Raw genomic sequence first — 24,703 nt, 5'->3', positions numbered from 1 at the left:
TATCTATATTTTGGCAAAAATCACTTAGACTTTTTAAAAGTATCCTCAAAAAACTTTGTCCATTTTCCATTTTGAAGACGTTCTCCATATTCTTTAAAATTACCTTCTTCATCCGTTGTAAACACATACCTCGTGGTTGCATTGGCTGCGACAATAAATTTACCATCTTTAAAGCTAGCTGGCAATCGACGTGAACCTGATTTAGAATACGGATTGTAGTAATAGGTATTATCTTCATCATCGTAATAGATAATAGTATGTAGTTGAAGAGACTCAGAATTTAAATCAATAACAATAATGTGTTTATCTAAATCGTATTTAATCTTTTCAAAAGCCGATACTTGTTTATCTACAACACCATTTTTATAAGATTTAGATATTCCAATCCATTCGCCAACCATATAATTTAACACCTTCATTTTATCCTGTTTCATACTTTGACTAAATGTTAAATTAAGTGTAAAAAGAAAAATTATAAAATAGGTATATTTAAGATATCTCATAATAATTAATATTCAAAATGACCATATTCACTCTTTATCGTCAGTTTTTTATTTGATGACTCCTCAACACGACCAACGATTTGAGCATTAACATTAAATGATTTAGAAATAGCTATAATAGATTCAGCAACTTCTGGCTTAACATAAAGCTCCATACGATGCCCACAATTAAAAACTTGATACATTTCTTTCCAATCTGTTTTAGATTGTTCTTGTATTAATTTGAATAAAGGTGGAATTGGAAACAAATTATCTTTTATAATATGTCCATTATCTATAAAATGCAAAATTTTTGTTTGCGCACCTCCACTACAATGAACCATGCCATGAATAGAATCACTAGTATATTCTTTTAAAATAGCTTTAATAATTGGTGCGTATGTCCGTGTTGGAGATAACACCAATTTACCCGCATCTATTGGTGAGTCTTCTATTGTATCTGTGAGTTTTGTTTGTCCCGAATATACCAAATCACTAGGTACAGCTGCATCAAAACTTTCCGGATATTTATTGGCTAAATATTTACTAAACACATCATGACGCGCAGAGGTTAATCCATTACTTCCCATTCCGCCATTATATTCGGTTTCATAAGTGGCTTGGCCAAACGATTCTAATCCTACAATAATATCACCTGCTTGTATATTGGCATTATCTATAACATTACTACGTTTCATACGTGCCGTAACTGTAGAATCTACGATTATTGTACGCACTAAATCACCAACATCTGCGGTTTCGCCTCCTGTGGAATGTATAGTAACCCCAAACGATTTTAAATCTTCTATAAGTCCTTCAGTACCATTAATAATTGCCGAAATAACTTCTCCTGGAATTAAATTTTTATTTCTACCAATTGTAGATGATAGCATAATGTTATCCGTAGCACCGACACAAAGTAAATCGTCTATATTCATTATTAAGGCATCTTGCGCAATGCCTTTCCATACAGAGATATCACCTGTTTCTTTCCAATACATATAGGCTAATGCTGATTTAGTACCTGCACCATCTGCATGCATAATTAAACAGTAATCGTCATCGTTAGTAAGGTAATCTGGCACTATTTTACAAAACGCTTTAGGAAACAAGCCTTTGTCTATATTTTTGATAGCATTATGTACATCTTCTTTTGAAGCAGATACTCCGCGCTGCGCATATCTATCACTAACTGGTTTACTCATTGGTACGACTTAAAAATGATGTTGCAAAAGTAACAATAGTTATTGAACTCATAATGACTTTTTCTATTTTACGTGAGTTTAAATATAAGCTTATACATTACATGCAAAAATTATCAATAAAATGAATACATGTCACCTTGAACGCAGTCGAAAGGTCTCTGTATAACTATATTTTAATAGGTTTCGACTGCGCTCAACCTGACAGTAATCTAATAATTAACTGACAAATAACATTTTATTAAATTAATTATACAGAACTCACTTTATTTAGTAAAGAGCAACTCTCTATATTTTGTTAACGGCCAAAGTTCGTCATCAATAAGTAATTCTAATTTATCGCAATGGTAACGGATGACTTCAAAAAATGGTTTTACTTTATCGCAATAATTTGATGCCTTATTTTCTAAAGTTGATAAGTTATTTGCTGTTTTACGCTCCGCAGTCATATTAGTAACGGCTGAATTTATAGCTTCAATATGTTCTGAAATCTCCTCAATTAAAGTCAATTGCTCTTTCGCTAATTTTTTAAAACCTGTTCCATAAATTTCTTTGAGTCCTTTTACATTTTCTATCAACACATTCTGATAACGTACAGCTGTAGGCACTACATGGTTACGAGCAATATCACCTAAAACACGACTCTCTATCTGCACATGAAGAATGTATTCTTCCATTTCAATTTCGTAACGTGCCTCAGATTCTACTTTATTCATCACACCTAATCCTTCAAAAAGTGCAATAGATGCTTTTGATATTTTTACTTTTAAAGCTTCGGGTGTCGTTTTATTATTACTTAGCCCACGTTTTTTCGCTTCTTTTTCCCATGCATCTCCATATCCATTTCCTTCAAACAGAATCGCTTTAGATTGTTTAATGTATTCCCTCAATACATTAAAAACAGCATCATCCTTCTTCATGGATTTTTTATCGATCAACGCATCTACTTCCTCTTTAAAATCAATCAATTGCTTGGCTACAATTGTATTTAATACTGTCATAGGATTTGCACAGTTTGCTGTTGAGCCTACTGCTCTAAATTCAAATTTGTTACCTGTAAATGCAAATGGAGACGTTCTATTACGATCCGTATTATCTAAGAGTATTTCTGGAATTTTACCAACCACATTCAACTTTAAATCCGTTTTTTCTTGTGGTGACAGTTTTCCTTTAGTTACTGTTTCTAATTCTTCTAAAACTTTAGTCAACTGATCGCCTATAAATACAGATATAATAGCCGGCGGAGCTTCATTAGCACCTAATCGATGATCATTACTCGCTGACGCAATAGCTGCTCTCAGCAATTCTTCATTCTCTCTTACCGCTTTAATAGTATTAATAAAAAAGGTTAAAAATTGCAGATTACTCATTGGTGTTTTTCCTGGAGATAATAAATTTACTCCTGTATCAGTACTTAAACTCCAATTATTGTGCTTTCCTGAGCCATTAACACCTGCAAAAGGTTTTTCATGCAACAGTACTTTAAAATTATGACGTATAGCAACTTTATGCATCACATCCATTAATAATGAATTATGATCAACAGCTAAATTAGCTTCTTCGTATATAGGTGCTAATTCAAATTGATTGGGTGCGACTTCATTATGTCTTGTCTTCACAGGAATACCAAGTAACATACATTCGGTTTCTAAATCGCGCATATAAGCCATAGCTCGGTTAGGAATGGTACCAAAGTAATGATCGTCTAATTGTTGTCCTTTAGCTGATGAGTGTCCTAATAATGTTCTCCCTGTTAAAGAAATATCTGGTCGTGATGCAGCCAAAGCACTATCGATTAAAAAATACTCTTGTTCCCAACCCAATGATGCGTTAACTTTTTTTACATTTTTATCGAAATATTTACAAACTGCCACTGCTGCATTATCAACCGCTTGTAAAGCTCTTAATAATGGGGTTTTGTAATCTAAAGCCTCACCTGTATATGCTACAAAAACTGTAGGTATACAAAGTGTAGTGCCATATATAAATGCAGGAGACGTTGGGTCCCAGGCGGTATAACCACGAGCTTCAAACGTATTTCTAATTCCTCCATTAGGAAAACTAGACGCATCAGGTTCTTGCTGTACTAATTGTCCTCCATCAAACTTTTCAATAGCTACTCCTCCACTTATGGTTTCAAAAAAAGCATCGTGTTTTTCAGCTGTTGCTCCTGTTAAGGGTTGAAACCAATGGGTATAATGCGTTGCTCCTTTAGAAAGCGCCCATTCTTTCATCCCTGTAGAAATATGATCTGCGATAACACGATCTATTTTCGCTCCTTTTTCAATCGCTTCTAAAACACTTACAAATGCATCTTTAGTTAAATACTGGCGCATTGCTGTTTCGTTAAAAACATTAGTTCCAAATATCGAAGATCGGCGGTTGGGTTCTTTAATTTTTATAGGAGTTCTTTCTAAAGATGCTTTTACAGCATGAAATCTAAGTGTAGACATATCTATACATTATAAATTGTATGGCAAAAATAATCAATAATTGTAATATAAATTAATATACCCTATAAATTTTAGGGGTATTAACAATTGTTAATAATAAATATTGAGTTATACCCCTATTTTTTTTGAGTATTGAATAAAAATATTAATATTTGCACTTTAAAATTAAAAATTACAAAGTAATGAGTAAATCTAAACTAGAATACATTTGGCTAGACGGTTACAAACCAACCCAAAACATGAGAAGTAAAACTAAAGTTGAAATAGATTTTAGCGGAAAATTAGAGGATTGCCCAATATGGTCTTTTGATGGTTCTTCTACAAGACAAGCTGTAGGTGGTTCTTCTGATTGTTTATTAAAACCTGTAGCCATATATCCAGATCCAGCACGTAAAGATGGTTATTTGGTGATGACCGAAGTTCTAAATGCTGATGGTACTCCACACGAATCTAACGCGAGAGCAACGATTGAAGATGAAGATAATGATTTTTGGTTTGGTTTTGAGCAAGAGTATTTTATTATGGATAGAGAGACACAACTGCCTTTAGGATTCCCTATTGGAGGTTATCCTGGCCCACAAGGTATGTACTATTGTTCAGTTGGTGGACGAAATACTCATGGTCGTGACTTTGTAGAAGAACATGCTGATTTATGCATAGCAGCTGGCTTGAATTTTGAAGGCATTAATCAAGAAGTGGCTTCTGGACAATGGGAGTTTCAATTATTTGCTAAAGGAGCAAAAATAGCAGGTGATGAAATATGGATTGCACGTTATTTACTTGATCGTTTAACAGAACAATACGGTTATTATATTGAATATCATCCAAAACCTGTAAAAGGAGATTGGAATGGTTCTGGTATGCATGCTAATTTCTCTAACACAACACTACGTACTTGCGGAAGTCAAGAAGTATATGAGAAAATTTGTGAAGCATTTAGACCTGTAACTGCTGAACATATTGCTGTATATGGAGAATTTAATGATCAACGTTTAACTGGTTTACACGAAACCGCTTCAATCCACGATTTTAGTTATGGTATCTCTGATAGAGGTGCATCTATTCGTATTCCAATTATCACAGTAGAAAAAGGCTGGAAAGGTTGGTTAGAAGATCGTAGACCTGCTTCTAATGGTGATCCTTATAAAATTGCAGGACGAATTGTTAAAACTGTAAAAAGTGCAAATATATCTTAAGCACTAATCATTTTATAAATTATTAAAAATTGGAAAACGTCTACTTTTATAAGTAGGCGTTTTTTTATACCAACGCCATTATAACAAATACTATATAAGCCCCAAAAAGCAAAAGCCCTTTATATCTAGTTATTTGAAAACGTTTAGGAATAAATACAAGAGGAATTAAAATGGCTGCAAAACAAATCATCCAAAAAATATTAGTTGATAATATTTTTGATGACTCAACAGTTATTGGTTTTATAATAGCGGTTAATCCTAATACAGAAGCAATATTAAAAATATTTGAACCTATAAGATTTCCCAGAGAAATTGCTTTCTCTCTTCGTAATGCTGCCATGACTGATGCCGCCAATTCTGGCACACTAGTACCAATAGCAATAACAGTTACAGAAATTGCATAATCACTGATTCCTATAGACGTTGCCAAGTCTTTTGCTCCATCTACCAACCATAAAGAACCGTAATACAATCCTAAAGCACCTATAAGTAACCAAATAAAAACCTTGAAGTTAGAAGTTACAGCTAAACTATCATCTACTTCCGCTAAATTTAATTTTGTTTTCTTCCTTGAATCTTTAATTAAAACGATTAAAAAGATGATTAACGACACAAATAATATTAAGCCTTCTACAGCGGACAACACTTTATCGTTCTTTAAAAAGAAGTACAACCCAAAGGACATTAACATTAGCATTGGCCAATTTAATCGGTAAAATTCTCTATCGATTGCCAATGGAGAAATTAAAGCTGTTATGCCCAAAACCAATCCTATATTAGCAATATTAGACCCTATTACATTACCTAAGGCAATATCACTAACTCCTTCTAAAGCAGCTTGTATACTTACTAAAAGTTCTGGTGCCGATGTAGCAAAAGAAACCACCGTCATACCAATAACCAATTTAGAAATTTTAAACTTAAAGGATAAAGCAACCGATGCTCTTACCAAAAACTCACCACCTACAACTAGCAATAGCAATCCAATAATTATTAACAATACACTCATTAAAACTCAGCTTCTAATTTATTTAAATGCGAAGATAACACAACCTTTCTATAGAAACCAAAAACTAAAATTTCGTTAAATAACTATCAAAATAGTTGTATAACTACAAAAATAGTTATATGTTTGTTTTTAAGTTTTAAAACCGTTTTTATTATGCAAAAATTAACAAACAAAGAAGAAGAGATAATGCACATATTATGGAAGCTAGAAAAAGCTTTTGTAAAAGATGTATTAGCTGAGATAAAAGAAGATAAGCCACATTACAATACATTATCTACAATTATTAGAAATTTGGAAGACAAAGGTTATGTTAGTTATAATGCTTACGGAAAAACACATCAATACTTTCCTATTATAGAAAAAGAAATTTATCGTAAACGTTTTTTTAATAATGCTATAGATAATTATTTTAATAGTTCTTACAAAAATGTGGTTTCATTTTTTGCCAAAGAAGAAAAGATAAGTATCGAAGAACTTAAAGAAATTATTACATTAATAGAACAAAAAAAATAACATGGAGTATTTATTAAAAGCTAGTGTAGTACTGGTTATATTCTATCTGTGCTATATTATATTTTTAAAACGCGACACTTTTTTTCAGCATAACCGTTGGTTTCTACTTATAGGATTAATAACTGCTTTAGTTTTACCTAACATTATTATTCCTATATATATAGAAGTAGAACCTATTATAATTCCTGAAAATCTACTAATAGCTGATACTATTACGACGCAACCTAAAAAAACATTTCAATGGTTAGACCTTTTACCTATTGTTTATAGTATTGGATTTATACTTTTCTTCATTCAATTTATACTTCAATTTGGGTCATTAATTCTATTATTACTAAAAAACCCAAAAAACAAAGAAGGCATATATACATACATTATCGTAAAAAACAAGGTGTCTCCTTTTTCATTTTTTAAATGGATAGTATATAACCCTGATTTATATAATAATGACGAATTAAACCTTATTATTAATCACGAAAAAGTACATGTACGGCAGTACCATTCTGTAGACATTATACTTACTCGCTTAGCCTGCGTCATCTTTTGGTTTAACCCTTTTATCTGGTTTTACAAAAAAGACATTCAACAAAATCTAGAATACATTGCAGATTACAAAACACAGAGAGAAACAAACAGTGAAAAAGACTACCAACGGTTGTTATTAAAGACAAGTATTGCTAATCAACATATTGACTTGGCTAATAACTTTTACAATTCATTAATCAAAAAACGAATCCTTATGTTACACAAATCAAGATCAAAATCGAATAGCAAATGGAAGTTTGCCATTATTCTTCCTTTGCTTGCTCTATTTTTAATGAGTGCTAATACCAAAGAGGTTTTCATTGAAAAACCAATAGAAAGTTTTAATGTCGTTAATAGCATTGATACTCCAGAGCTAACCGAAGTCGCATTTAATAAAGATATGACTGATGAAGAGTTAAATAAAATAAAAGCTGATTTAAAAGCTAAAGGTATTACTATGACTATTAATAATATTGATAGGAATAGCAAAGGTAAAATCACTACAATCAGCGTTAAATTTGAAACTAAAACAGGCTTTGTCAGCTTTAATTCCGATAAAAAAGAAGATGGTATAAATTCTTTTTATTTCAAGAATGATGAAAGTAGCATTGCTGTAGGACCATTAAATAGCACTCCTGTTTATGATAAATTTGTCAAAGATTTTGCTAAAGCGTATGAATCCAAGAACGATAAATCCAAAAAGGAAAAGAGTGATAAAATTAAAGATGTCTTGACCATTACATCAGCTTATTCCAATAACTATAAAAAAATTAAAGACACTATAGTTTTAAAGCACCCATATACAATAGGTACAAATAATGTAATTTATGCAGATAGCGCTAAGATTGTTAAAGATGCTTATAAATATAACTATGATAGTATCAAAAACAATGTAGTCATTAGAGGAAACTACACTTACACTTCTGGAGATAGTATATATATTGAAACTATACCAAATAAAGAAACAGTTAAAGCTAGTAATGTGCAGATTAATACACAGCCATTATATATTTTAGATGGTAAAAAAGTTGAAGAAAGTGAGTTAAAAAAAACAAATGCTGACAAAATTAAATCAGTAGATGTTATAAAAAACACTAAAGCCGTAGAACTATATGGAAATGAAGGCAAAAATGGTGTTGTTGTTATTGAAACTATAGACAGCGATGGTAAAATAGAAATTCGTGAAAATGATGACAGCAAAGTAGTTGTACGTTCAGAGTTCACTACTAATCTATTATTTATATTAGATGGTAAAAAAATAAAAAAGAAAACGTTTAAAACTTTAAATCCTAATGATATTTTATCTGTAAATGTTATTAAAGGTGAAAAAGCTATAGAACTCTATGGAGATGATGCTAAAGATGGTGCTATAGTTATATTTACTAAAGTCAATAAGAAAAAGATTAAAGTAAAGGATGATTTAGAAGAATCCATTATAGAGTATCTAAATAATGACGAAACTCAGAAATTAAATAATGTTTCAGATTTAAAGATATATCCAAACCCTGTTAAAGGAGATTTTTTAAACTTTCAATCTATAAAAAACAAACGGATATCTTACAGAATATTTGATATTACAGGCAAAGAAGTATCTTCTGGTAAAGCCTCTAAACGTATTAATGTCTCTAAACTAAAAGGAGGTACATATATCGTTGAATTAAACGATGGAGAACAAAAAATCCGTAATAAATTTATTAGACAATAAGCATTAAAGCTAAATAGGTTTCAAAAAACTCGAAGACAATTCTTCGAGTTTTTTATTATGCTATATCGTTATTTTACAATTATTCGTTTTATAGCAGAGCCTTTGTCCGTCACTATTTCTATAAGATATAAACCTGAACTCAATTTTAAATCCATAGTATTATTGCTAACTGTTTCAGAGAGCAGTTCTTTTCCTTCAACGGAAAACACTTTTATTTCTGCTGGTTCATTTAAGCCTTTTATAAAAATACGGTCATCTGTTGGGTTTGGATAAACATCTATATTTAATGTATTATTTTCATTTGCACTCAGCGTTTGTTGCCAAACATCTCCTACTCTATTTCCCCAGATAAATTCCACTAAAAGCGGTTGATCTATTAAAGGATTTCTATTTTTTTGCCATTCAAAGACTATATTATTTCTATTCATTTCAAAATCGTCTGGCGGATCATTTCTATGCCAATCTAATAAAGTTGCCAAATCACCCATTTGTCCCGTAGATGTTGTAAATCCATCTATTACCTCCAATCCATTATAACGTAATTCTAAAAATAGAACTCCTCGAGCCACATCACCTCTAAAACTGCCTAATGTACCAGACGGTCCAATATATTCTCCAGCACCATAATGTCTACTTCCTCTAGAACTATTCTCTGAACCATCAACAGCTCTTAATGCATGTGCATCTGAATAACCATGTCGTAAAGAATCAGCTTCTGTTAGGAAAAATACATCTATACCATCGGCTATATCATCCGCGTCTATACCATTGTAACCAGCTCTAGACAAAGGAAACGTATGTTCTCTATTCCATTTTCCCACATTACTTGATGAGGTTTGAAAATCTAATTTGGAGCGCCCTTCTTCGGTATATACCAACCAAACCTCATTACTATTTTCTGGGTTTTGATCTGCCAACTTTAAAATATCTATAACATCTGCATAAGTCTGAGCTCTTACCACATTTGGATCTGCAATAATATCTTGTATCGCTTGCCGCAAATCTAAATCAGCTAATCCATCTAAGCTATTGTAATAACCATTAGGTTGTGTGCTAGTCACCAAACCAAAAGTTGGATTTACAGGTGTTCCCCATGCTGCAGTTGTAAAATCATTATCAACAACTCTTACTTCTACTAAATTATTAGATGCTATTATTGGTTCAACAAGGTCAATAAATTGAATACGCAATACCTCATCTCCTTCATCAATGGTATCGTCTGTAAGTGTAATTGTAGTACTGATTGTATTTTGACCATTAGGGATAGTTAAATTTGTATCTCCCGAAAAATCGGAGATGTTAAAAGTACCATTATCTAAATTTATATTAAAGTTCAAATCTGAGGTTACATTAGTCTCTGATGTAAAAGTGATTGTAAAACTATCTCCTTCATTATAGTCAGATTGGTCTACCGTTATTGAAACTGGGTTAAAAACAATACCACTTCCATCGTTAGGCATCCTAGGTGTTGGAAGTTCTGCAGAAAATATAACATCTCCCATATCATCTACAAATCGTTGTATCGACTTAGGGTTTGCATTGGTTCCATTATCATTATGTTGAATAGTTTTCCCAAGAAGCGCTAGCAAGCCATCATCTGTTGCATCATTAGTACCATAGACCAATGCATCTATTAAATTAGTTTGCGTAGCTAAAGTTCCTCCAGGAAACATATCTAATGTACCGCTATATATAGCAACAGCGTCAGCTCCGTTTTGTATTACACTTTCGTTAATAACTATCTGTGGAAATGGAGATACACCAGTACTTCCTAAAACTAATAATCCATTACTATCCGTTGTAAAACCAGATAAATCATAAGCCAAGTAACTAGTGTCACCACCGCTGGTAGAGCCATTAAAAAAAACAAGCACAAACCCATCTGTAGAAAAGTTTGGAGTTATTGACTTAAGCTCTATAAACTCTTGATTATCCACTCCCGGTGTATCTGCATCTAGCTCATTAATTATCAAATCTTGAGCATCTATACTTATTAAGGTTGAAAATAATAGTATAATTAAAAGAAAGTATCTCAACATTGCTTTTTTTTAGTAAATATACATTAATAACTTAGGATGTGTAATTAATAAATTGCCATAAAATTGCTGAAAAACATTTCAAATAATTAAAGTCTAATAATCAATTATCATTTTATTATAAAAGATGAAATGCTAAAAAAAGTTGTTTTTTAACGATTTCTTCCCCTTGGTTTTTAAAACTCCTTATTAAAACACTCTACAATTATTATTAATTGAAATCATAAATTCACTTTATAGTTATATATAAAAACTTTTTTGAAGACATTGCGTTTTAATATGTAATATTATTCATTTTTTCACTTACAAAATAGAATTCAATATCATTGATTTATATAAAATCATTTGGCAATAGGTTAAAGCTTAACATATATTGAAAACTCAATCTAAAAAACGTTATAAAATATTAACCTTATTAAACCGAAAAATTATGCTGACAGTCGTAAAAATTATTGTTGAATTTATTTTTGCTTTATTCTAAAAAAATAACACCAACCAATCAAAATAATAAAAACCTAATCGGAAACGATTAGGTTTTGTTATTTTTATACCATCAATACAACTAATATTTATGAGGCAATCTTTATTTAAAATTTTAGCTAAGATGAATAAAGTTATCTTCCCTTGCTATTCTAAAAGACAATTAGATCTCTCTAAAGCTTCTAAAATTCAATTAGCTATTATTGGTTGGCGCACTTATGTTACTAAAAATGCTTTAGGGTAAATGTTAAGTATTTTAATTAACTTCAAAAGTAAGTTTTATATTTACTCTAAACTCAGTTACTTCATCGTCATTAACAACTGCACTTTGCGATTGCACATAAACGGATTTAATATTTTTCACACTTTTTGAAGCTTGTTTTACTGCTTTTCTAGTAGCATCTTCCCAGCTCTTTTCTGAGTTTGCTAATACTTCAATGACTTTCATTACTGACATATCTTTAAATTTTAATAAGTTATATAGTATTAAGATACAAAATAATTATAAAAGTCACATAATTTTAAAAAGTGAGTTGTACAATTCCACTCTTTATGCACAATTTGTTTTCAATGTAGATTCTTATTTCTAATTGTTTTATTTTTGATCTTAAAATAACACAGTACTTCACTACTAAGTGATTTCATATATTAAGCACAAAAATACATCTTATGAAGAAAGTTACTTTTTTTACTATTACGTTTTCTTTAATCGGAATGATTGCTATTGCCCAAAAGAAAAAAGATTTACTATTAAAAATTGAAATGCTTAAATCAGAATTAAATGAAATGCAAGAAAATTTGGCAGTTTCTCAAAGAAATGAAAAAGTAAATGAAGCTAAATTATTAACGCTCAAAGAACAAAATTCTCAATTAAAAGAAACCAATGCTTCTTTTTTAAAAAATATAACTTTACTAACTGAAGCTTCTAAAAAGAAGTCTGAAAATGTTAGTAATACTTTACAAAGTTTAAAAGAAAAAGAGAATCAAATAAAATATATAGGGGAAGCATTAGCGCAAAGAGATTCTTTAAAACTAATAACACTTACTCAATTAAAAAAAGAATTAATTAACAGCAGTATTTCCGTAAAACTTAACAATGAAACTATAACTTTAAGTATTCCAAACACATTACTTTTTGAAAATACTGATAAAAATTTTGAAGTTAATGAAAATGGAAAAAAAGCATTAGAACAACTCTCAAAATTAATGAATAATAACCCTGAAATAAAAATTACTGTTCAGGGCAACAGTAATGCTATAAAGTTTGAAGACAAAACATCAATCGATAATTGGGATCTCAGCTCTAGGCAAGCTGCCTCTGTTGTTAGAGTTTTACAAAACCAGTATTCTATCGACCCTAAACGTATGAATGCAATGGGTAAAAGTGAATATGCCACTACAGGTGTAGATACAGTAACTCGGATTATTATCGATCCTAACTATAGTGCCTTTTACACTTTGGTTAGTGAGTACATGAAGAATAAATTTTAGTGTAACGCTATTTCAGGACGAGACATGCAATCAAAAAAAGCGATTACTAATTGTAATCGCTTTTTTTGATTTTGTTTACAAATTCTAATTTGTTATAAACTGCCATACTCTACCTATACTTCTTGAGCCAGAACCATCAGTTGTATTAATTCTCCAATAATATGTCGTTGCTGCGTCTGGCGCCATAACATCAAAAGTTTCATCCGTTATATCTGACGAGATCATTGGTGGATTAGGATTTGTTCCAAAAAATACATCATACATTAATATATCATTTGGATTAGCATCACCACCTAACCATGATAGCGTCACCGTACCTGAAGGTACATTAGCATCATCGCCAGGCGCAACTAATGCCGCTGTAAACGGCACACTATTAGTTTCACCATCTCCCATTGTAAAAAAGGCTAATGTTGGGGATGGTTCGCTCTCTAAACCTTCACTATCTCTTGTTACTACATTCCAATAAAAAGCCATATTACGATCTAACAAAATTGTAACTTGACTTGTTGCTACTATACGTGTTTCAACTATATCTGTTAAATCTCTATCTCTTGCAATAGTAATTCTATATGTAACATTATTACCATCTTCAGCGTCTGTAGCATCATTCCAATCAAACGTTATATTATTATCTATGCATAACAAATTAGCTGTTGGAAATTGTACCGTACCAATAAGTCCAGGTAATTGATTTGGTGGTGGTCCATCATCACCACCTCCACAGGAGAATAATATTACTGTTATTAATAGTCCTATATATTTATTATTTAATCTATTCATTGCTATTTTTATTTTATTATTCTTAATACTACTGGTTCATCTTGTCCTTGCATATCCAATCTTACAAAATACACACCTTCAGACATATTAACAAATGGTATACTTATTCTATTTGAAGACACAACACTATTAGATTGATATACTAATTGCCCTGTTATGCTAAAAACGCTAACTGGAACAGTATCTACATTCCCAGGTATTGTCACTAAAAGATTATTAATTACTGGATTAGGAAATGCCCGTACATCTTGTATTGTTGGCTCAATATTTATTGAAAATATACCTTCACACAATCTAGATGATATAATTTCTAATACTCCTGAATCTTCTATTTCAATTTCTATATTTCTCTCACTTGTAGTACGTAATAAATCACCATTTAAACGAATTTCAAATGGACTAGTTCCAGTATTTATATTAAAGGTATATGTATTATTTATAACTCTATTTAGTATTGGAAGTGAATTAAAATCAATATCTAATTCAGGTGCAGCTTCTATATTAATTTCAAAACAATTTTCAAAATTTCTACCATCTATTGCTACACACAATGTATACGTACCTACTGGCAATTCTTCAAAACTTGCAGTAGTATTGAAACTTATTGAATCACCAATCTGTGTACCTGAATTATCCGTTAAGATTGCCGTATAATTTACAAATGTTTCATTTACGGTAACTAATATATCTCCATTATCTAAACCTGGACAGGATTCTGATATTGTTTGAATAGATATATTATCTGGAGCTTCTGGTGCTGGATCGCATACATCACCAATGCCATTTCCATTTGTATCTGCTTGGTCTGCATTTGAATTCTCTGGACAGTTATCTATATCATCATTAATTCCATCACCATCGCTATCTTCACACACGTCACCTATACCATCACCATCAAAATCTTCTTGCTCAGGATTAGCGTTATCGGGGCAGTTATCTTCTACATCTATTACACCATCACCATCACTATCAGAACATGCATCACCTATGCCATCACCATCGGCATCTTCTTGTCCTGGATTTGCATTATTTCGACAATTATCCACATCATCATTAATTCCATCACCATCACTATCATCACAAGCATCACCTATTCCATCATTATCGAAATCCTCTTGGTTAGGGTTTGCATTATTCATGCAGTTATCACATACATCTCCTATACCATCACCATCTATATCTTCTTGATCTGGGTTAGCATTATCAGGGCAATTATCTACGCCATTTAATATGCCATCGCCATCATCATCACCATTAGGATCAAAAGAATCTATAAATTGACCCACAAACATTCCTCGACCATGAGTAGTTGCTAAAACTTCATTAGTAGACGGACGTAAATCTAAATCTCTTACTGGCACATTACTCATACCATTAAAAGAAGGTTGCCATATTGGGTTTGCATCTAAAAAGTTATCTGTTCTAAACACTCCAAACTGTGTTCCTAAAATAACCTCGTTAGGATTAAATGGACTTGGTAATATTGCATATACTGGAATGTTTGGTAAATTCCCTTCTTTAGATGCCCAAGTTGCTCCTCCATCTTCTGTAAAAAACACACTATCTACACCATAATTAGACATAGTGACCATTATTGAATTTTCATTTTCCCCAAACTCAATATCGGAAATCGAGCCAACAAAATCAGAACCCCTAATATCTGTAAATTGAGAATCATCAGAACCCTCATTTGCATTTTCTACTCGCAATAGTTGACCTGTATCCGTCCCTATCATCAACAATGTAGCGTCAGTTGTAAAACGAGACACTTGTAATGCAGAAGGCTCACTACCAAAAATACCATTGGTTAAGAAATCTTCAGTAATAGCTGCACTAGACCCACCTTCTAAATTACCATATACACCTATTCTAAATTGACCACCTGGAACACTTGAATTTATATAAAGAATATCTAAATTAGTATCTACATCTGCTTCATTAATAAAATTACCTTCGCCAGAATTTTGTGCCCTACTCGTTATACCATATCCAGTATTGCCAACTGTTGGAATAGCAGCACCTCCAAAAGCATTAGTTCCACCACTAATAGGTGTATTTGTAAAAGTATAACTGATATTCTGTATAGAATGAATGAAATAATCCCCATCATCATCAAATTGACCGTAGGCTCCATCTCCTCCTCTAACTGCAAAAAATGGTTCTACACCATTACTTGCATCTCCTGTTAAATTAAACGGTGTACCATTATCTTGAGTGCCACCACCTACAGTACCATCTACATCATTAATATCTCCAAAGTAAAACTGTGTTACTGCGTAACCATTATTTCTAGGAGTTATAGCGTTAGTAGTAAAAGAACTCAAAAGTAAATTATTTGCATAATACACTCCGCCATCTGTTCCTATAATAGCTTGATTTGAACTTCCTGGTCGAAATGTAAGTGCATGCATATCTGCATGAACTAAAGGAACATTAATATTTATACCTGTATTCCATCTTGAGATTTGATCCCAATCAATATCCCCAGTAGATTGATCCATAACACCTCTAAACCAATTAATCCCTCCAACATATAATATGCCGTCATTATTTGGGTCAACTTCAATAGGTAAATCGTAAAATGCTTGCCCTCTAGTATAGTCATTAGCTGGAATACCACCATCAGCATCTTCTGGTTCATTCAATGGTTCTATAGTTTCAAAAGCATCTGTGGTTATAAATAAGTTAGCCTGGCCACCCTGATTTACAGCCATATAAAATAAATTAGAATCTTGAGATGAAGCTGCTATTTCAGTTCTATTAATATTATTACCTATACTATTAACAAATGAGAAATCTACTCCGTTTGATGACATATAGATTTGCCCTCCATTTGTAACAGAAGTACCACCGCTACTTGAATTTGCCGTAGCAACCCATATATTATTATTAGCGTCTAATTCTATATCATTAGGATTAATTTGTACGTTCGCAGAAGAATCTATAATATCTAATTGCTCCCAAGTATCTCCATTATCTAATGACCTATATACTCCTCTTTGTTCTACCCCGAGAAGTGCTACTGGCGACCCACCTTGAGTGAATGCACCATTTGTTGCAGCAAAATACACTTCTGTTGCTCCGCCCACATTTCTTGTAATAATATCATTGACTTGAAATATTCCATCTAATAAAATATTATTACCATTTGGCGTAGATGTACCTTCAGGTCCACCAAAAATCATTTCCCAATTTTCGCCTCCATCAACAGAACGATATACTCCATTTCCTACAGATGCGTTATTTGTATATTCTTCCCCGGAAGCTATATATATTATATTAGTATTATTAGGGTCTACAGCAAAAACATTAACTGCTATATTCTCAGGAACACCAGGCACCAATTGCCAAACAGAATTAGCATCAGTAATATCATCATTGACCCATACACCACCACTTACACCGCCTGCAAAAACACGTCGATTATTAGAATCATTAGGATCAAACAAAACTCCTCTTGTTCTTCCACCAAAATTACTAGGCCCACGCTCTACCCAAGCATTATCTTCATCTTGCCCTGGAACTCTAGCTACTATATTTTGATCTTTTCTAGCTTTAATTAATTCATGCTGAACTCTCAACCCTTCTTTTAAATCTGGATAACCCAAATTAGGATCCATTGTTCTCTCCCATAATTGTTCATAAAAAGCATTAGGTGGTAAAGCTTTAGCTTTACGTTCTGTCCTTGAAAGCTTTCTGTTTTTTTTATAAGCTGTATTCTTTAAAAATTGTTTGTGTTTTTCTCTAAGCTTTGTGATTTCTTGATTTTTAATTTCTTCTTCACTATTTTTATTAGTAAACATAACAGAGAAAGTCACTAATATTAGAAGTACTAGAGGTACAAGAAGCGTTTTTCTTTTCATTCTTTTTTTTTTGTAAATATATGCAATTAAATTATTATCATGCAACACAAAATTTTGTAAGTGGTGCTAATTCAGAAAACTAATTATCTTTATTATTCATGATAATCTATAAACATATAAAAAACAAAATCTAGCACGTTTCATCAGATTTTATAAAACAGAAAAGCTTACCAAATTGGTAAGCTTTTTGTGACCATGCCAGGATTCAAACCTGGAACCTCTTGAGCCGTAATCAAGTGCGCTATTCAGTTGCGCCACATGGCCGTTTTTAAGTGGGTGCAAATATAACACAAATATTAAAAACCAGCCAAACTATTTATTTCAAAAATTGAAATATCTGTGTTTTAATAACATTTGTAATATAAACTAAATTCTAATCTTCTATTTTTGTATTAAACAATTTAATTATGGAATATATTCTTCAGCCTTGGCCATGGTATATCTCTGGCCCACTTATAGCAGGCATTATGTTTATTTTAATTTATTTTGGAAAGACCTTTGGCATGTCTTCTAATTTAAAAACACTTTGTGCCATTGGGGGAGCTTCTAAATATTCAGATTTTTTTAAGTTCGATTGGAGAGCACAACGTTGGAATCTTACTGTTGTATTAGGAGCTGTTATTGGAGGATTTATAGCACACCATTTCTTATCAAGTCCTACAGACATTAATTTAAGTCAACAGACCGTTTCAGATTTAAGTGTTTTAGGCTTTGAAAATGCTGGTAAAACCTTAGTCCCTAACGAAATTTATAGTTGTGATGCTGTATTAAGCATTAGAGGGTTTTTAATCCTTATTATTGGCGGTTTTCTTGTCGGTTTTGGCACACGTTATGCTGGAGGTTGTACTTCGGGGCATGCTATAACAGGCTTAAGTAGTTTACAGTTACCTTCATTAATCGCTGTTATTGGTTTTTTTATTGGAGGTCTAATTATGATTCATTTAATTTTTCCAATACTATTTTAACATGGCAAAGTATCTAAAATTTTTAGTCGTCGGTATCTTCTTTGGAATTGTATTAGTGAAATCTGAAGCTGTGTCTTGGTATCGTATCTTTGAGATGTTTAAATTTCAATCTTTTCATATGTATGGAATTATCGGCACTGCAGTAGGCACAGGTATTTTACTACTACTGATTGGTAAGAAAACAAAAAATATAGAAGGCAAAACCATTAACATTCCGCTTAAAGAAAAAGGAGTTTTTCGCTATATTATTGGAGGTTCAATTTTTGGACTCGGATGGGCGCTTTCTGGTGCATGTCCTGGACCAATGTACATATTAGTAGGCACAGGATCATTTTCAGTACTTATAATGATAGCATCTGCAATACTTGGTACTTTTGTATATGGTCTATTAAAAAATAAACTACCTCATTAAATGGATATAGCTACTATTTTAGGATATTTTGGAGCTGTCATAGCGGGTCTCGTTCTAGGTTTAATTGGTGGCGGTGGTTCCATACTATCTGTTCCTATTTTAGTTTACTTATTTGGTTTAAACCCACTGGTTGCTACAGCATATTCTTTATTTGTTGTAGGTGTTACTTCTGCAATAGGAGCTTTTCAAAATTTTAAAAAAGGATTTATAGATCTTAAAACAGCAATTATTTTTGCAATTCCTGCATTTATTGCTGTCTACCTAACTCGACGTTTTCTTGTTCCTATAATACCTGATGTAGTATTTAGTATCGGTAATTTTAAAGTCACTAATACCATTTTTATAATGTTATTATTTGCAATAGTTATGCTACTTGCAAGTCTATCTATGATACGAGGCAGAAAAGATAATAATAACACTGTATCTAAAGTTACTTATAATTTTCCTTTAATAGCATTAGAAGGTATTCTTGTGGGTTTACTCACAGGACTTGTTGGTGCTGGTGGTGGATTTTTAATTATTCCTGCTTTAGTATTACTAGCAAAACTACCTATGAAAAAAGCGATAGGAACTTCTCTTTTTATCATTGCCATAAAATCTTTAATAGGCTTTTTAGGAGATCTTAATAATATTGATATTGATTGGGTCTTTTTATTAAGCTTTACAGCGTTATCCATTATAGGTATAATCCTTGGTGTTTACTTATCAAGATACATTAGTGGTAAAAAATTAAAGAAAGGCTTTGGTTATTTTATTTTAGTTATGGCGTTTTATATTATATGTAAAGAGCTCATATAATTATATGAAAAATTTGGCATTGACTAAAAACGAAGTTTTGTAAATTTGAAATGAAAAATAAAAATAAACGATTATGAAGATTGAACAATTATATACAGGATGCTTAGCACAAGGAGCATATTATATTGAGTCTGAAGGAGAAGTTGCAATTATTGACCCTTTACGTGAAACTCAACAATACATTGATAAAGCTGAAGCAAACAATGCAAAGATTAAGTATATTTTTGAAACGCATTTCCATGCAGATTTTGTTTCTGGCCATGTAGATTTAGCTAAAAAAACTGGAGCAACTATTATTTACGGTCCAGAAGCTAAAACAGAATACAATATCCATTCTGCTGTCGACAATGAAACTTTTTCATTAGGCAAACTTACTTTTAAAGTGTTACATACTCCTGGTCATACCTTAGAATCTACAACTTATCTGCTTATTGATGAAACAGGAAAAGATCACGCTATTTTTTCGGGTGATACTTTATTTTTAGGAGATGTTGGTCGACCAGATTTAGCTATAAAATCTGACTTAACGCGCGAAGATTTAGCAGGTATGCTCTATGACTCCTTACGTAACAAAATTATGCCTTTATCTAACGATGTTGTTGTTTATCCTGCGCATGGAGCTGGCTCTGCTTGCGGAAAAAACTTAAGTAAAGAAACTGTAGGTATTTTAGGAGAACAAAAAGAAACCAACTATGCGTTAAGGGCTGACATGACCAAAATAGAATTTGTTAAAGAAGTGCTCGATGGTATAGCGCCGCCACCTCAATATTTTGCTAAAAATGCTATGCTTAATAAAATGGGATATGACGATTTTGAAGCTGTTTTAGAAAAAGGAGATATACCACTAAGTTCTGATGCTTTTGAAGCAATGGCAAATCATGAATCTGCTCTAGTTTTAGATGTTAGACCACAATCCGATTTTATAGAAAGTCATATTCCTAATTCTATATTTATTGGTTTAAATGGATCATTTGCTCCGTGGGTTGGTGCTTTAATTACAGATTTAAAACAGCCTATTATTCTTGTTGTGCCTGAAGGCAAATCTAAAGAAGCAGTAACACGGCTTTCTCGTGTGGGCTATGATAACACTTTAGGATATTTAGAAGGAGGAATTGAGGCTTGGAAATCTTCTGGAAGAGAAACAGACACTTTAGAATCTATTTCTGCTGAAGTTTTTGAAACACGAATTAATAATGGAGAGGTAAACATATTAGATGTTAGAAAAGATGGCGAGTATAAAACAATGCATTTAGAAAATGCTCAGCATTTTGCTTTAGATTATATTAACAACAATATGGATGCTGTTAGCAAAGATAAAATGTATCACATACATTGTGCTGGTGGTTATCGTTCTGTCATAGCTGCTTCTATACTAAAAGCAAGAGGTTTTGATAAATTAGTTGATGTTGCTGGTGGTTTCGGGGCTATTAAAAAAACAAATTTAAAGACAACAGATTTTATTTGCCCAAGTACCTTATAATTTCAATGGTATTGCTGGTGTATTAATAAATGTAAGTTCTATTAACTTATTCTAATTGATGTACTATTGAGAGAAGCGTAGATCTAGCTACAAATAATTTAAACAATTTCGGCACTTAGTCCGGCTTGTAATAATTTAGAGCAACGTGGTTTTAAATCGTCGTATGCGCCAGTTTTAACCGTACACTTTCCTTTATAATGTACAATTATCGAGCATTGTTCAGCTTGCTCTGGTGTATGATCACAGGCATGCATTAGGCATTCGATAACATGATCGAATGTATTAACATCGTCATTAAACAATACAATTTCATTTTGTTTAATAGTCTCTTCTTCGACAAGTAAATCTTCTAATACTTTTTCTTTAGTACTCATATTATACTTTTGCTTTTACAACCTTTTTTCCTATTAGGTTGTTCTTAGCCATTCAATTTTAATCTAATGTAAAAAAATTTAATGAAACCCAAGATCCTCTTTTTATGGTTTCTTTCAATTTTAACATATGCCGTTGACATTCTTCCTCAATTATAGAGATATCGTTTTCATAAAATCCACTTAAAAATAAAATACCATTTTTATTCAAGCACTTAGCATAAGTTGCCATATCATTTAATAATATGTTTCTATTAATATTAGCAATAATAATATCATATGCTTTTCCATGTAATAAAGTAGCATCACCTTGATAAACCGAAACATTTTTACAGAAATTCCTTTCTACATTTTCTAAACTATTTAAATAGCACCAATGATCTATATCTATAGCATCTATATTTTTTGCTCCAACTTTCTCAGCTAAAATGGCTAAAACACCTGTGCCACAACCCATATCTAAAACTGATTTGTCTTGGAAATCGTTTTTTAGAATATGCTGAATCATCATGTGTGTGGTTTCATGATGACCTGTTCCAAAACTCATTTTGGGTTCTATAACCAAATCAAATTTTGTTGTTGGTTTTTTATGAAATGGAGCACGAACCGTACAAATATCATCAACTACAATAGGTTGAAAATTCTTTTCCCATTCGGCATTCCAATTGGTTTGTGCAATTTCTTCAACGTTATATGAAATATGAAATTCAGATGAATTCAATATTTGAATATCTTCTAAAATAGCATCGTACCATTCTTCTTTTTGTATATAAGCAATAACTCCTTTGTCATTTTCTACAAAACTTTCAAACCCTGCATAACCAAGTTCTGCAATAAGAATTTCTGTAGCAGGCTGCAAAGGTTCTACCTCAAATGTATAACCTATATATATATTATCTGACATGTTTAATTAAAACGCATTAACAATGGCATAAAAATCTTCTGCTTTAAGCGAAGCTCCACCAATTAAACCTCCATCAACATCAGGTTTTGAGAAAATTTCTCTAGCATTATTAGGCTTTACGCTTCCTCCATACAAAATAGAAACCGAGTTAGCTACAGCATCTCCATACTTATCAGACAACAACTGTCTTATAAATGCATGCATTTCTTGAGCTTGTTCTGGGCTTGCGGTTTCGCCTGTTCCTATAGCCCAAACAGGCTCATAAGCTAAAACAATGTTTGTAAAAGCATCAGCTTTTAAATGAAATAATGCATTTTTAATTTGAGAAGCTACAATCGTTTCTTGATTCCCCGATTTTCTATCTGCTAATTCTTCTCCAAAACAAAAAATACTACGCATGTTATTGGCTAATGCCGCATCTATTTTTTTCGCTAATGAAGCATCTGTTTCATTGTAATACGCACGGCGTTCGCTATGCCCTAAAATAACTGTATTTATTCCGATACTTTTAAGCATGTCTGCACTAATTTCACCAGTATAGGCGCCATTTTCTGCAAAATGCATGTTCTGTGCAACAGCTTCTATATCTGTTTGTTTTAAAGTTTTAAAAGCATGGGATAAATTAACAAATGTTGGTGCTACCATAACTTCAGCATCAGAAGATTTGGTTTGTTTTTTTAGTTCATTTAATAGGTTTTCGGTTTTTGATAAATTGTTATTCATTTTCCAATTCCCTGCAACGATATGTTTTCTCATAGTATATAATCCGCTAAAACGGAATGTTTTATTAATCTAAATCTCTACAAAGCAAAAGCTTTAATGTTATACAAAAATAAGGTATTATTGAAGATGGAACTTTATAAATTAATCTAATTTCACTCTAGGATCTAACCACGCATAAATTAAATCTACACCAATATTAATTATAATAAAACTTGTGGCTATAATTAATACAGAACCCATAATTACTGGAAGGTCTAATGTGTTTAATGCATTTACAATTTCTTTCCCAAGTCCATTCCACCCAAAGATATATTCGACAAAAACAGCTCCTGCCAACATAGAAGCAAACCAACCAGAAATTGCTGTAATCACAGGATTTAAAGCATTTTTAACCGCATGGTTTTTTATGACTTGAAATTCACTAAGTCCTTTAGCTCTAGCCGTTCTAATATAATCTTGGTTCATTACTTCTAGAAGTGAATTACGCATCAACTGTATAACAACTGCTAGAGGTCTTATTCCTAAAACTATTGCTGGCAGTATAAGATTTTTCCATTTTACATTTACCTTTTCGCCAAAATCATCTAACTCATATAAACTGCCTGTCATTTCTAAATTTGTGTATTTATGCAATACAAAACCAAATAACCAAGCAAATAAAATAGCACTAAAAAAGGAAGGTACACTCATACCCAAAGTACTTAATATCTGAATACTTTTATCTATCCATTTATCTTTATATAATGCCGATACAATTCCAAAAATAACACCTAAAACGATAGCAATTAATATTGCCGAAACTGCAAGTACAAATGTATTGGGTAAAGTCTCTTTTATCACCTGACTTACTTTTTTACCTTGTTTAGTAAAAGACTCTCTTAAATAAGGTAATTTTATAACTATTGTCGTTTTACCAACGGTAAAAAGTTTTGATACCTTGTATTTATTTTCGGATAGAAACGTATAATCATTTTCTAATATTGAGTGAAAAGAAATAGGTGATAAATCATTAATATAATAGGCATACTGTGTGCTTATAGGCTTATCAAACCCGTACTTTTTTTTCACGGCATCCACCTGTTCTGCCGTTTGATTTTGGCCCAGCATCATTTTAGCAGGATCACCCGGAAGAATAGTAAACAAAAAGAAAATTACAGTAACTACACCTATTAAAGTAAGAAACGCGTAAAAAACTTTATGTAGTATATATTTTATCAGGTGTTAGGTGTTAGGTGTTAGGTGTTAGGTGAATTATTCATGTAATTCTAAACATCAAATTATTTAATTTATAGAGAGAAATCGAGTTTTTAGT

At 31.9% G+C, this 24,703-nt stretch carries 21 protein-coding genes and 1 tRNA gene; 9 read left to right on the top strand and 13 right to left on the bottom strand.

What is annotated here, in order from left to right; translation table 11 throughout:
• Nucleotides 1-20: 20 nt before the first annotated feature.
• From K8Z87_RS07710 to K8Z87_RS07700, 3 genes are all read right to left on the bottom strand, one after another.
• Nucleotides 21-434, bottom strand: a complete 414-nt coding sequence (locus K8Z87_RS07710) for a TIGR02922 family protein (protein ID WP_227476916.1) — start codon at nt 432-434, stop codon at nt 21-23.
• 74 nt (nt 435-508) lie between these two features.
• Nucleotides 509-1,687, bottom strand: coding sequence for an AIR synthase related protein (locus tag K8Z87_RS07705; protein ID WP_227476915.1), 1,179 nt, complete (start codon nt 1,685-1,687; stop codon nt 509-511).
• A gap of 263 nt (nt 1,688-1,950) precedes the next feature.
• Nucleotides 1,951-4,137 (bottom strand): glutamine synthetase III family protein, encoded by a 2,187-nt coding sequence (locus K8Z87_RS07700; protein ID WP_227476914.1) that lies wholly within the window; start codon nt 4,135-4,137, stop codon nt 1,951-1,953.
• A gap of 182 nt (nt 4,138-4,319) precedes the next feature.
• Here K8Z87_RS07700 and K8Z87_RS07695 point away from each other — a divergent pair, with 182 nt between their 5' ends.
• Nucleotides 4,320-5,333, top strand: coding sequence for a glutamine synthetase beta-grasp domain-containing protein (locus tag K8Z87_RS07695; protein ID WP_227476913.1), 1,014 nt, complete (start codon nt 4,320-4,322; stop codon nt 5,331-5,333).
• Nucleotides 5,334-5,397: 64 nt separating this feature from the next.
• On the opposite strand, the gene K8Z87_RS07690 is transcribed toward K8Z87_RS07695, so the two are convergent.
• Nucleotides 5,398-6,342: a calcium/sodium antiporter gene (locus K8Z87_RS07690; RefSeq protein WP_227476912.1), complete on the bottom strand. Its 945-nt coding sequence runs from the start codon at nt 6,340-6,342 to the stop codon at nt 5,398-5,400.
• 153 nt (nt 6,343-6,495) lie between these two features.
• On the opposite strand from K8Z87_RS07690, the gene K8Z87_RS07685 reads away from it, so the two are divergent.
• Complete coding sequence (locus K8Z87_RS07685; protein WP_227476911.1) at nt 6,496-6,855, top strand: BlaI/MecI/CopY family transcriptional regulator; 360 nt, start codon at nt 6,496-6,498, stop codon at nt 6,853-6,855.
• 1 nt (nt 6,856) lies between these two features.
• Entirely contained in the window at nt 6,857-9,085 is a 2,229-nt protein-coding gene (locus K8Z87_RS07680) for a M56 family metallopeptidase (protein ID WP_227476910.1), read from the top strand.
• A gap of 68 nt (nt 9,086-9,153) precedes the next feature.
• Here K8Z87_RS07680 and K8Z87_RS07675 read toward each other — a convergent pair whose 3' ends face one another.
• Nucleotides 9,154-11,124 (bottom strand): endonuclease, encoded by a 1,971-nt coding sequence (locus tag K8Z87_RS07675; RefSeq protein WP_227476909.1) that lies wholly within the window; start codon nt 11,122-11,124, stop codon nt 9,154-9,156.
• Between the two features lie 601 nt (nt 11,125-11,725).
• On the opposite strand from K8Z87_RS07675, the gene K8Z87_RS07670 reads away from it, so the two are divergent.
• Nucleotides 11,726-11,845: an SsrA-binding protein gene (locus K8Z87_RS07670; protein ID WP_407704200.1), complete on the top strand. Its 120-nt coding sequence runs from the start codon at nt 11,726-11,728 to the stop codon at nt 11,843-11,845.
• 12 nt (nt 11,846-11,857) lie between these two features.
• Here the strand turns inward: K8Z87_RS07670 and K8Z87_RS07665 are convergent, their stop codons facing one another.
• Entirely contained in the window at nt 11,858-12,058 is a 201-nt protein-coding gene (locus K8Z87_RS07665; RefSeq protein ID WP_227476907.1) for a dodecin family protein, read from the bottom strand.
• A gap of 212 nt (nt 12,059-12,270) precedes the next feature.
• Here K8Z87_RS07665 and K8Z87_RS07660 point away from each other — a divergent pair, with 212 nt between their 5' ends.
• Nucleotides 12,271-13,092: an OmpA/MotB family protein gene (locus K8Z87_RS07660; protein ID WP_227476906.1), complete on the top strand. Its 822-nt coding sequence runs from the start codon at nt 12,271-12,273 to the stop codon at nt 13,090-13,092.
• Nucleotides 13,093-13,176: 84 nt separating this feature from the next.
• On the opposite strand, the gene K8Z87_RS07655 is transcribed toward K8Z87_RS07660, so the two are convergent.
• From K8Z87_RS07655 to K8Z87_RS07645, 3 genes are all read right to left on the bottom strand, one after another.
• Complete coding sequence (locus K8Z87_RS07655; RefSeq protein ID WP_227476905.1) at nt 13,177-13,875, bottom strand: hypothetical protein; 699 nt, start codon at nt 13,873-13,875, stop codon at nt 13,177-13,179.
• Between the two features lie 8 nt (nt 13,876-13,883).
• Complete coding sequence (locus K8Z87_RS07650) at nt 13,884-17,738, bottom strand: thrombospondin type 3 repeat-containing protein (protein ID WP_227476904.1); 3,855 nt, start codon at nt 17,736-17,738, stop codon at nt 13,884-13,886.
• Nucleotides 17,739-17,928: 190 nt separating this feature from the next.
• Nucleotides 17,929-18,002, bottom strand: a tRNA-Arg gene (locus tag K8Z87_RS07645).
• Nucleotides 18,003-18,145: 143 nt separating this feature from the next.
• On the opposite strand from K8Z87_RS07645, the gene K8Z87_RS07640 reads away from it, so the two are divergent.
• The 4 genes from K8Z87_RS07640 (at nt 18,146) to K8Z87_RS07625 (ending at nt 21,393) form a co-directional block, all read left to right on the top strand.
• Nucleotides 18,146-18,703, top strand: a complete 558-nt coding sequence (locus K8Z87_RS07640) for a YeeE/YedE family protein (RefSeq protein WP_227476903.1) — start codon at nt 18,146-18,148, stop codon at nt 18,701-18,703.
• A 1-nt stretch (nt 18,704) separates the two neighbouring features.
• Nucleotides 18,705-19,115, top strand: a complete 411-nt coding sequence (locus K8Z87_RS07635) for a DUF6691 family protein (RefSeq protein WP_227476902.1) — start codon at nt 18,705-18,707, stop codon at nt 19,113-19,115.
• Entirely contained in the window at nt 19,116-19,913 is a 798-nt protein-coding gene (locus tag K8Z87_RS07630) for a sulfite exporter TauE/SafE family protein (RefSeq protein WP_227476901.1), read from the top strand.
• Between the two features lie 73 nt (nt 19,914-19,986).
• Nucleotides 19,987-21,393 (top strand): MBL fold metallo-hydrolase, encoded by a 1,407-nt coding sequence (locus tag K8Z87_RS07625; protein WP_227476900.1) that lies wholly within the window; start codon nt 19,987-19,989, stop codon nt 21,391-21,393.
• Between the two features lie 98 nt (nt 21,394-21,491).
• Here the strand turns inward: K8Z87_RS07625 and K8Z87_RS07620 are convergent, their stop codons facing one another.
• The 4 genes from K8Z87_RS07620 to K8Z87_RS07605 form a co-directional block, all read right to left on the bottom strand.
• Complete coding sequence (locus tag K8Z87_RS07620; RefSeq protein WP_227476899.1) at nt 21,492-21,767, bottom strand: ATP-dependent Clp protease adaptor ClpS; 276 nt, start codon at nt 21,765-21,767, stop codon at nt 21,492-21,494.
• Nucleotides 21,768-21,825: 58 nt separating this feature from the next.
• Nucleotides 21,826-22,668 carry a 50S ribosomal protein L11 methyltransferase gene (prmA, locus tag K8Z87_RS07615; RefSeq protein ID WP_227476898.1) on the bottom strand — a complete coding sequence of 281 codons (843 nt, stop codon included), beginning with the start codon at nt 22,666-22,668 and terminating at the stop codon, nt 21,826-21,828.
• A 6-nt stretch (nt 22,669-22,674) separates the two neighbouring features.
• Nucleotides 22,675-23,424 (bottom strand): triose-phosphate isomerase, encoded by a 750-nt coding sequence (gene tpiA, locus K8Z87_RS07610; RefSeq protein ID WP_227476897.1) that lies wholly within the window; start codon nt 23,422-23,424, stop codon nt 22,675-22,677.
• A gap of 108 nt (nt 23,425-23,532) precedes the next feature.
• A complete protein-coding gene (locus tag K8Z87_RS07605) occupies nt 23,533-24,609 on the bottom strand; it encodes an ABC transporter permease (RefSeq protein WP_227476997.1) in 1,077 nt (358 codons plus the stop codon).
• Between the last annotated feature and the right edge of the window lie 94 nt (nt 24,610-24,703).

It is taken from the genome of Winogradskyella immobilis (genome assembly GCF_021887715.1).
Lineage (GTDB): Bacteria > Bacteroidota > Bacteroidia > Flavobacteriales > Flavobacteriaceae > Winogradskyella > Winogradskyella immobilis.
This window is presented reverse-complemented; position numbering and strand designations above follow the sequence as displayed.